Origin of the sequence: Streptomyces muensis, from assembly GCF_021474425.1 — a bacterium.
GTDB classification, from domain to species: domain Bacteria; phylum Actinomycetota; class Actinomycetes; order Streptomycetales; family Streptomycetaceae; genus Streptomyces; species Streptomyces muensis.
In genome coordinates this window covers 1-9635 of the sequence record NZ_JAKEIP010000292.1, presented here as the reverse complement: position 1 = coordinate 9635, position 9635 = coordinate 1, and the positions used below count along the sequence as shown (strand labels likewise).

Sequence of the window (9635 nt, the reverse complement as noted above, 5' to 3'; positions counted from 1 at the left end):
CGGCAGGGGTGACGGGGGTGCGGGAGCGGCGGGCGTGACCGGGATGCGGGAGCGGCGGGCGTGACCGGGATGCGGAAGCGGCGGGGGCGCCGGGCCTCGGACCTGCGGCGACGACGCTGATCTGCGTGTTCTCGCGGGCTCCGGCACTCTGGTCAGATGGGAGTGTGGGACCTCGTGCTGGTCGGCCTGGTCCTCCTGCTCGGCCTCTGCGGAGTGCTGGTGCCCGGTGTGCCGGGGTCGTGGCTGGTGTGGGCCGCGGTCATGTGGTGGGCCTTGCAGGACCCCCAGCCGATCGCCTGGTGGGTGCTGGTCGGGGCCACGGTCGCGCTGTTCCTCTCCCAGGTCGTGCGCTGGGCACTGCCGCCGCGCCGACTGCGCCCGAGCTGGGCGGGCCGGCGCGTGGTGGTGTACGCCGGAACGGGATCGTTCCTGGGCTTCTTCCTGATCCCCGTGCTCGGCTCGATCCCCGGTTTCATGGCCGGCATCTACCTCGCGGAACGGCTCCGGCTCGGCCGCCACGGTGAGGCGAGGGCCGCGTTGCGGACGGCGATGCGGTCGGGTGGGTCGAGCGTGCTGGCGGAGCTGTTCACGTGCCAGTTGATCGCGGGGGCGTGGGTGGGGGCGGTGATCTGGGGTTGATGATCCCCGATTGACGCATCTCGAGCGGCCGCCCCGGGTCGATCGATACATCGGGTCTCTCTCACCGTATTGACGGCATCCCACCCCTTCTCTACGTTGCGTCACGGGATAGCTCCGATGAATCAGCGTTCAGATGGAGGCGTGATGCCCAGCCCGTCCAGACGTACCGTGCTCGCCACCGGATCCGCTCTCGGCGGGACGCTCCTCGCAGGCGGGCTGCCCGCCCGGGCGAGCGCGGCCGAGGGTGCGACCCCCTTCGACCCTTGGCGCACCGTCCTCGACGACGCCGACCTCGTCTGGCGGCGGATGCCGAGGACCTGGTACGAGGGCCCCTTCCTCGGCAACGGCTTCCTGGGCTCCGGCATCTACGCGGAGCCCGGCGCCGAGACGCGCGCCGTGCGCTTCAACGTCCAGCACTCCGAGGTGCAGGACCACCGCCCCGAGTTCGGCTCCCTCTTCGGGCTGGCCCGCCTCCCGATCGGCCACTTCACGCTGGAGCCGGTGGGCACGATCACCGGCCTGGACTGGCGGCTCGGCCTGCGCGACGCCGAGCTGACCGGCACGCTCAGCACGGACAGGGGCACGCTCACGCTCCGGGCGCTGGTGCACAACGACCGTTCGCTGCTCGCCGTGGAGGTCACCCCGAGCGCGGGTGAGCGCGCCTTCCGGTGGGTGTTCCACCCGGCGGACGCGATCAGCCCCCGCGCGGCCTTCAAGCCGCTCCCCGACGGCTACCGGGGCAATCCGCCCGCCGAGGTCACCGAGCACGACCTCGTCCTCGCGGCCGTACAGCCCCTGCTGTCCGGCGGACAGCACGTGACGGCATGGCGGGAGCGCACCAGGGGCGCGGCGCGGACGCTGTACGTCCATGTCGCGCACTCCTACCCGGGGACGACGGCGCTGGCCCGCGCGCTCCGGGAGGTCCGCAGGGCGAGCCCGCTCCCCTACCCCGCGCTGGCGGCGACGCACCGGGCCTGGTGGCACGCCTACTACCGCAAGAGCTTCCTGTCCCTCCCCGACGCCCGGATGCAGCGCTTCTACTGGATCCAGCTCTACAAGACCGCCTCCGCCGCCCGCCGCGACGCCCCGGTGATGGCGACGAGCGGCCCCTGGCTGGAGCCCACCCCGTGGCCCAACACCTGGTGGAACCTCAACGCCCAGCTGGAGTACTGGCTGATCCACGGCTCCAACCACCTCGAACTCGACGCCGTCACCCGCTCGCTCGGCGAGTTCCGCGACAACCTGGCCAAGGAGACGGCACCCCCGTACCGCGCCGACTCCCTCGGCATCCCGCGCACCACGGACCCGCATCTGATCAACGGCGCCGCCGGCACGCTCACCGGCTACGGCGTGGGCATCCCCGGCCAGGACCCGCCGACGCCCGAGGTCGGCAACCTCACCTGGGCCCTGCACAACGTCTGGCTCAGCTACCGCCACACGATGGACGAGTCGATCCTGCGGGACGTCCTCTTCCCGCTGCTGCGCAAGGCGGTCAACTACTACCTGCACTTCCTGGAGCCGGGCCCGGACGGCAGGCTCCACCTGCCCGCCACCTTCTCCCCTGAGTACGGCGGCAACTCACGGGACTGCAACTACGACCTGATGCTGCTGACCTGGGGCTGCCGCACCTTGCTCGACTCGGCCGAACTCCTGGGGATCGACGACGAGTCGGCGCCGCGCTGGCGCGAGGTGCTGGCACGGAGGGCGGCCTACCCCACCGACGCGAACGGCTTCATGATCGGCGCGGACATCCCCTTCGCGAAGTCCCACCGTCACTACTCGCATCTGCTCGCGGTGTACCCACTGTACGAGTTGACCGGCCGCACGGCCGACGAACGGGCCCTGATCGAGCGGTCGTTGGCCCACTGGGTGGGCTTCGAGGGCGCCCTCCAGGGCTACACCTTCACCGGCGCGGCGTCGATGTCCGCGCTGCTCGGCAAGGGCGAGGACGCGCTGAGGTACCTGGGCGAGCTGATGTCCCGTTTCGTGCAGCCCAACACCATGTACAAGGAGTCGGGCCCGGTCATCGAGACACCGCTGTCGGCGGCGCAGTCCCTGCACGACATGGTCTGTCAGTCCTGGGGCGGGGTGATCCGCGTCTTCCCGGCGCTCCCGGCCGCCTGGGCGGACCTGACGGTGCACGACTTCCGCACCCAGGGCGCGTTCCTGCTGTCGGCGGTCCGCGAGGCCGGCGCCACCCGCTGGGTGCGGCTGACCAGCGAGGCGGGCGCGCCCTGCGTCGTACGGCACGACATCGCGGGGCCGGTCGAGGTGCGGGACGGGCGGGGCCGCCCGCTGCGGTACTCCCCCGCCGGTGACGGGGCGATCCGCATCGCCCTGCCGAAGGGGCACTCGGCGCTGATCACGGCGCGGGGCGACCGGCCGGACCTGACGATCAGGCCGGTGCGGCCCAATGAGGATGCGCCGCGCTGGGGGCTCCCGGCGGACTAGAGGAGGGGCGAGGACGAGGCCCCTTGGAGCCGGCCCTCCAGCGTGAGCAGCCGCACCTTGCGTTCGAGGCCGCCCGCGTAGCCGGTCAGGGAGCCGTCGGCTCCGATCACCCGGTGGCAGGGACGGACGATCAGCAGCGGGTTGGCGCCGATCGCGCCGCCGACGGCCCGTACGGCGGCTCGGGAGGCGCCGATCCGCGCGGCGATCTCGCCGTACGTCGTGGTCGCCCCGTACGGAACGGTGTCGAGGGCGGCCCAGACCCGCTCCCGGAACTCACTGCCGTCCGTGTTCAACTCCAGCTGGAACTCCTTGAGTTCACCCGCGAAGTAGGCGGCGAGCTGTTCCTCGGCGGCCCGGAAGAGCGCGGGGTCGTGCCGCCAGCCCTCCTGGACGGTACGGCCGCCCTTCTGGCCCGGCACGGAGAGGGAGGTCAGGGCGCCGGTGCCGGGGTCGGCGGTGAGGAGGAGCGGGCCGACGGGGCTGTCGAGCTCGGTCCAGTGCGTGGTCGGGACAGTCATGGTTACTCCAACTCCCCTGCTGCACGCAGGTGTTGCAGGGCATAAGAGCGCCAGGGGCGCCAGCTGTCGGGGACGTCGACGCCGGGCGGTGCGACGTCCGGGTCGCCGAGGGCACGGGTCCGGATGACGGCGACGGTACGGGCGTCGAGACCGGGCAGGGCGAGCAGCGCCTGCTCCGCCTCGTCCCGGTCGGCACCCGGGTCCAGCCGTACGGCACCGTCGGCGAGGGCGGCGGTGAGCGCGCCCAGCGCGCCGTGCGGTTCGGCCTCGGCGAGGACGGCCGCCTCGGGGAACAGATGGGTCAGGCTGCCGCAGGGCGCGTCGAGCACCTTCCCGTACCGCCGCACGAGCACTTCGGCCCGCTCGGCCCCCACGAGTGTCCGTACGGCCAGTTCCTCCGCATCCGCCGCCCCGGGCGACCGCAGCCCCGGGCGCGCGGCGACCAGCGGAGCGAGCCTCGGGTCGGCGCCGAGCCGCTCGTCGACGGCGTACGGGTCGGCGTCCAGGTCGAACAGCCGCCGCAGCCGGTGGACGGCGGTGGTCAGGTCGCGGGGGTCGGTGAGACGCAGACGGGCGTCGAGCCAGCCGCCGGGGTGAGCCGCACTCGTGTGCCGTGCCGCACCGCCCGGCTGCTCCTCCACCGCGACGACGCCGGTGCCGTGGGGCAGCCGGAGGGTGCGGCGGTAGCGGCGGCGGCCGGGCGGCCCGGAGACGTCCTCGATGCCGGGGACGGCCTCGCGGGCCAGCAGGTCGAAGACGGCGCCGGCCTGGTAGGGACCCCGATGGGCGAGCCGGAGGGGGATCCCGGCCGAGGGGGTGGCCGCACGCCGACCGGGGCGACCGCCGGCAGGCGCGGCGGCGCGCAGCTCGCTCGGGGTCGAGGCGTAGACGGCCCGGACCGTGTCGTTGTACTGCCTCACGGACGCGAACCCGGCCGCGAACGCGATCTCCGTGATCGGCAGCTCGGTGGTCTGGAGCAGCACCCGCGCGGTGTGCGCCCGCTGGGCCCGGGCGAGGGCCACCGGCCCGGCGCCGAGCTCGGCGGTCAGCTGCCGCTGTACCTGCCGGGGGCTGTAGCCGAGCCGCGCGGCGAGCCCGGCGACGCCTTCCCTGTCGACGATCCCGTCGCCGATCAGCCGCATGGCACGGCCGACCGCGTCGGCCCGTACGTCCCACTCGGCGGACCCCGGCACAGCGTCCGGCCGGCACCGCCGGCAGGCCCGGAACCCCGAGCCCTGCGCGGCGGCGGCCGTCGCGAAGAACCGCACGTTCGCCCGCTTCGGCGTCACCGCCGGACAGCTGGGACGGCAGTAGATGCCGGTCGTCTCGACGGCGAAGAAGAACTCGCCGTCGAAACGGGCGTCCCGGCTGCGGACCGCCTCGTACCTGGTGTCTTCGTCCATCACAAGGTCCAGTGTGGGCGAGGGACGAGGACACCGCTGGCGGTAATCGGACACGGCACTGCCGCGCCCCAAGGGGCGCGGGGAACTGCGCGACGAGCCACAACAAACCTGCAGCCGCCGCCACCGGACGAGGCACCCCAATAGGCGCTACCCCCACCGCCCCCGCTTGGCCTCCATCGCAGCCCTCCCTTCAGCGCCCTTCCGCTTCCAGTCCCGCTTGAGCTCCGCACGGACCCGCGCATCGGTCTTGGCCACGATCCGCTGGTTCTCCCGGATCAGCTTCCGGTAGCTCTCCAGCCGTCGCTCGGACAGCTCCCCGGAGTCGATCGCGGCGAGCACCGCGCACCCCGGCTCGCTCTCGTGCGCGCAGTCGTGGAACCGGCACCGCTCGGCCAGCCCCTCGATCTCGGAGAAGACCTGTCCGACACCGGTCTCGGCGTCCCACAGCCCCACGCCCCTCAGGCCCGGCGTGTCGATCAGCACGCCGCCGCCCGGCAGGGCGAGGAGGTTGCGGGTGGTGGTCGTGTGGCGGCCCTTGCCGTCCACGTCACGGGTGGCGTGCACCGCCATGACGTCATCGCCCACGAGCGCGTTCGCGAGCGTCGACTTGCCCGCCCCGGACTGCCCGAGCAGCACGGACGTACCACCGGAGACGGCCGCGACGAGGACATCGAGACCTTCCCCGTCCAGCGCGCTGACGGTCAGCACCGGCACACCCGGCGCCGTCGTCTCCACGTCCTGCACGAGGTGTGCGAGCGTCACCGCGTCCGGCACGAGATCGGCCTTGGTGAGCACGACGACGGGCTGCGCGCCGGATTCCCAGGCCAGGGCCAGGAACCGTTCGATACGGCCGAGGTCGAGATCGACGGCCAGGGACACGGCGACGACGGCGTGGTCGACGTTGGCGGCGAGGATCTGCCCCTCGGACCGCTTGGAGGAGGTGGAGCGTACGAAGGCGGTACGGCGCGGCAGATACGCGCGTACGTACTGCGGGTTCCCTGCCGGTTCGACGGCGACCCAGTCGCCCGTGCACACGACCCGCAGCGGATCGTGCGGGGTGACGAACGCCGTGTCGGCCCGTACGACACCGTCGGCGGTGACGACGTCGCACTGCCCGCGATCGACCCGTACGACCCGCCCGGGCAGCAGCCCTTCGGCGTCGTACGGGGTGAACGCGTCGGCCCAGGCGGAGTCCCAGCCGTAGGGAGCCAACGCGGAGAAAACAGAGGTGGAAGTCAACGGGTGACCCTTCACAAGGGTGGCCCCGGCGGCCGCGTGCACAGGACGCGGAGAGGATGAGGTGTGATCAGCCGAGGGCCACGGAGGTGGACTTGATGAACTGGATGCGGGCAGCGCTCGTCGCAATGACAGCCATCGGTCGACACCTCCTCACTCACGTCCGCTCGTCGGCGGCGGCCACCGGCCACCGCCCTGATCTCCCGTCACTCTAGCCCGGCCCCGGGACGGCCCGTCAAACGGTTTTTCCGCGCAGTCGTGCTTACGCGTATTCGTGCTTACGCGCAGTCGTGGCCGTTCAGAGTGAAGTCGTACGCCGGGGAGTTCTTGCCCTCCCGGGAGGCGAGGAACCCGAAGGCGAGCTCGCCGCCGGCGGCGACGGTCTTGTTGTAGTCCGCGGCGGTGGCGGTGACCCGGTCGCCGTTCTGGGCGAAGCTCGCGTCCCACATCTGGCCGACCTGCTGGCCGTCGCGGAAGGACCAGGCGACGCGCCAGTCGTCGAGGGCGCGTTCGCTGGTGACGGTGATGGTGGCCTGGAAACCGTCGGGCCACTCGTTGACCAGGTCGTAGTCGACCCGGCACGTCACCGGTTCACTCGCGGACGGCTCCGGGTCGTCGTCCGCACCGGATGTGGCGGACGTGGACGACGTGGTGCCCTGCGGTCCGGGCCCCGGCTTCTTCGGGTCGGGTGAGTCCTCGGCGTCGGTGGCGTCGTCCGACGGGCCCGGGGAGTCCTCGGGGGACTGGGTGGCGGTGACCGGCAGGGTGAAGCCGGGGTCGGCGACCGGCTGCCGGTCGGAGGGGTCGCCGCCCGCCGTGCCGCCGTCGCCGGTGGACCCGGCGGGCATGATCGACACCGCGAGCGCGAGCACGGAGACGAGGACAGCGGCGACGAGGAGGCCGTTGCGTACGACGCGCGCCTTGTGCGCGCCCGGGTTCGGCGGGCCGGCGTCCACCGGGTCGGGGCGTCCGGCGCCGAGGCGCACCTCGGCGGCCCTGCGACGGCGCTCCAGATAGGCGAGGCCGCCCCAGCCGAGCACACCGCCCGCGAGGGCGGCCGGCAGCCCGGAGCCGTTCAGCCGCAGACAGGCGGCGGCCTCGGCGCACTGGACGCAGGTGGCGAGGTGGCGGGAGAGGTCGCCGGGGGCGTCGGCGCCGGTCGAGCGGGTGACGGCGTCGAGCAGGCGGGCGTAGCTGCGGCAGCGCGCGTCCATCGGGGTGTCGAGGTGGTTGCGCTGGCAGCGGTCCCGGAACAGGCCGCGGACCTGGGTGAGTTCGTCGGACACGGTGGCCGGGTCGAGGCCGAGCCGGCGGGCCACCACCTGCAGCGGCAGCGCCTCCACCTCGGCCAGCCACAGCAGGGCCGCGTCCGGTTCCTGCATGTCACGCAGTCCGCGCAGCGCGAGCGGGCGCTGGAGCGGGGGGCCGCTGTAGCGGGCGGCCTTGTCGGAGTTGAGCCACAGCCGCAGGTCGGGGTCGAGCTTGTGGCCCTGTCCGCTCTCCTCCCAGGCGGCCGCCGTGGTGCGTACGGCGGTGAGCAGCAGGGGGATGCGGGGCAGGCGGGGCGGGCGGCGGCCGGCGCTGCGCAGGGTCCCGGGGTCGGTGTCGCGGGCCTCGCGTATGCCGGTCGAAAACGCCTCCGTGGCGAGCTGTCTGGCCGCGGCGGAGCCGGCCGTGCACAGGTCGGAGTACGACAGCACGGCGTCCCAGCACTCGGAGAACAGCGCTGCCTCGGTGGCGTCCTGGGGGGTCGGCAGGTCGGGCATGAGTCTCCTGCATCCACATGCGAGGTCAACTCGCCATATTGGCGGTGGAGTTGGGGGAACCTCGCGGCAGGACAAGAGCTTTTCACGTTTCCAACACAACTGACAAGCGCCGTGTTCAGATGTCATGACAGACCGCGCGTCCGTACAACTCCAGCCACTTGTACGGACGCGGGCCCCGTCTGTCTCACCTACACCGCGGTGGATTCCTCCGCCGTCTCGGACTCACGCGCCGGGAGGCTGTCCATGAAGGAGCTCACCGAGAAGACCGCGCGGCCGGGGCCGGGCGGGCCGTAGCCGGGGGGCGAGGAGAGACCGAAGTCGTCCATGGTCTGGCGATAGGCCTGGAGCAGACGGATGTGGTACTCCAGCGGTGCGCCCTGCGGGTTGGCCTTGCCGAGCGGGGTGGTGGGCTCGGGGCACCAGGTGGTGAAGCGGGGCGTGATGCCGTGCGACATGAAGAAGCGCAGGCCCTCGGTGGTGGACGCGATGGCCTCGTCGACCGTCTTGAACCCGAAGGGCTCCGCCATCTCGACGCCCGCGACGAAGTTGGGGATCACGTTGCGCGCCCCGAAGACCTCCGCCGAGTCGAGGATGCGCTTGTGCCACACGTCTCGGCCGACGTACCGCTCCTTGCCCGGGCAGTACATCTTGAAGAGGTACTCGTCCCACACCTCGTAGTTGGGGTGGTAGATCTGCACGCCGTAGTCCTTGAAGCGCTGCACGTCGTCGCGCGGCAGCGCCTGCGCGACCACCTTGCCGATCCACCGCCCCGGGAAGCGCTCCTCGATGGCCTTGGCGTAGTGGCCGTAGAAGTCGGCCTCGTCCCGCCCTGAGACGGTCTTGGTGATCGCGCCGCCGGTGAGGGTGTAGGCGGTGGACGCCTTGGCGGTGTCGTACCGGTCGATGATCTCGAGCGCCTCAAGGACCTCCTCGACGTCCTTGACTCCCGTGTACGGCCGACCCGCCGCCTTGTGCTGGCGCCAGTTGTGGTTGATGTCGCAGTACTGGCACTCCTCCTTGGCGCCGAAGTACTGGCACACCCGGAAGACGGTCAGATAGATCAGGTAGCCCCACTGGATGGTCGGGGCGACCTCCATGACGGACTTCCCGTTGGCGAGCTTGTGCCGGTAGTACTCCGGCATCGGGGGCACCCCGACGTCGGCGATGCGCTTGCCGTCGAGGTAGAGGCCGAGCATGCCGTGGTCGTCCGCCGCGACGCGGTACGGCGACGACGGGTTCACGCGCACGGAGACGACGGTGCGGCGCAGGTCGTACGGGCCGCCGGTGAGGATGATCTCCTCCGGCGGACGCCGCAGCGCGGCCTCGCCGAGCTCGGGCAGGGTGCCGTGGTCGAAGGAGAAGATGAAGTACGACTTCGGCTTGACCTCACCGCCCTCGTTGTCACTGAGGGCGGACGGGTCGAAGGCCACGCCGCCCCGGAGCAGGTCCTCTTTGAAGACGGCTTCCCGCGGAACGTGCGGGAATCGCTCCATCAGATCCTCGACCAGTGCGGTGCGGCTGCCCATCCGTAATCTCCTCCCGGCTCAGGCGTACGACTCCTCACGGTATGCCCCCGCCCGGATCTGCGCGGCGCCGGGTCCCCTCGGAACGGCATTCCCCGC

General features: G+C 72.2%; 7 protein-coding genes. 2 read left to right on the top strand and 5 right to left on the bottom strand.

What is annotated here, in order from left to right:
- Nucleotides 1-156 precede the first annotated feature (156 nt).
- Both L0P92_RS38075 and L0P92_RS38070 read left to right on the top strand, forming a co-directional pair.
- Entirely contained in the window at nucleotides 157-639 is a 483-nt protein-coding gene (locus L0P92_RS38075) for a DUF456 domain-containing protein (RefSeq protein ID WP_234767685.1), read from the top strand.
- 144 nt (nucleotides 640-783) lie between these two features.
- Nucleotides 784-3090 (top strand): glycosyl hydrolase family 95 catalytic domain-containing protein, encoded by a 2307-nt coding sequence (locus tag L0P92_RS38070; RefSeq protein ID WP_234767683.1) that lies wholly within the window; start codon nucleotides 784-786, stop codon nucleotides 3088-3090.
- On the opposite strand, the gene L0P92_RS38065 is transcribed toward L0P92_RS38070, so the two are convergent.
- The 5 genes from L0P92_RS38065 to L0P92_RS38045 form a co-directional block, all read right to left on the bottom strand.
- On the bottom strand, nucleotides 3087-3608 hold the full coding sequence (locus L0P92_RS38065) for a methylated-DNA--[protein]-cysteine S-methyltransferase (RefSeq protein WP_234767681.1): 522 nt from the start codon (nucleotides 3606-3608) through the stop codon (nucleotides 3087-3089). The genes L0P92_RS38070 and L0P92_RS38065 overlap by 4 nt on opposite strands.
- Nucleotides 3609-3610: 2 nt before the next feature.
- Nucleotides 3611-5011, bottom strand: a complete 1401-nt coding sequence (locus tag L0P92_RS38060; protein WP_234767680.1) for a DNA-3-methyladenine glycosylase 2 family protein — start codon at nucleotides 5009-5011, stop codon at nucleotides 3611-3613.
- Between the two features lie 147 nt (nucleotides 5012-5158).
- On the bottom strand, nucleotides 5159-6250 hold the full coding sequence (rsgA, locus tag L0P92_RS38055; protein WP_234767678.1) for a ribosome small subunit-dependent GTPase A: 1092 nt from the start codon (nucleotides 6248-6250) through the stop codon (nucleotides 5159-5161).
- A 275-nt stretch (nucleotides 6251-6525) separates the two neighbouring features.
- On the bottom strand, nucleotides 6526-8013 hold the full coding sequence (locus L0P92_RS38050; protein ID WP_234767677.1) for a cellulose-binding domain-containing protein: 1488 nt from the start codon (nucleotides 8011-8013) through the stop codon (nucleotides 6526-6528).
- Between the two features lie 188 nt (nucleotides 8014-8201).
- Nucleotides 8202-9539, bottom strand: a complete 1338-nt coding sequence (locus tag L0P92_RS38045) for a radical SAM protein (RefSeq protein WP_234767675.1) — start codon at nucleotides 9537-9539, stop codon at nucleotides 8202-8204.
- Nucleotides 9540-9635: the final 96 nt, after the last annotated feature.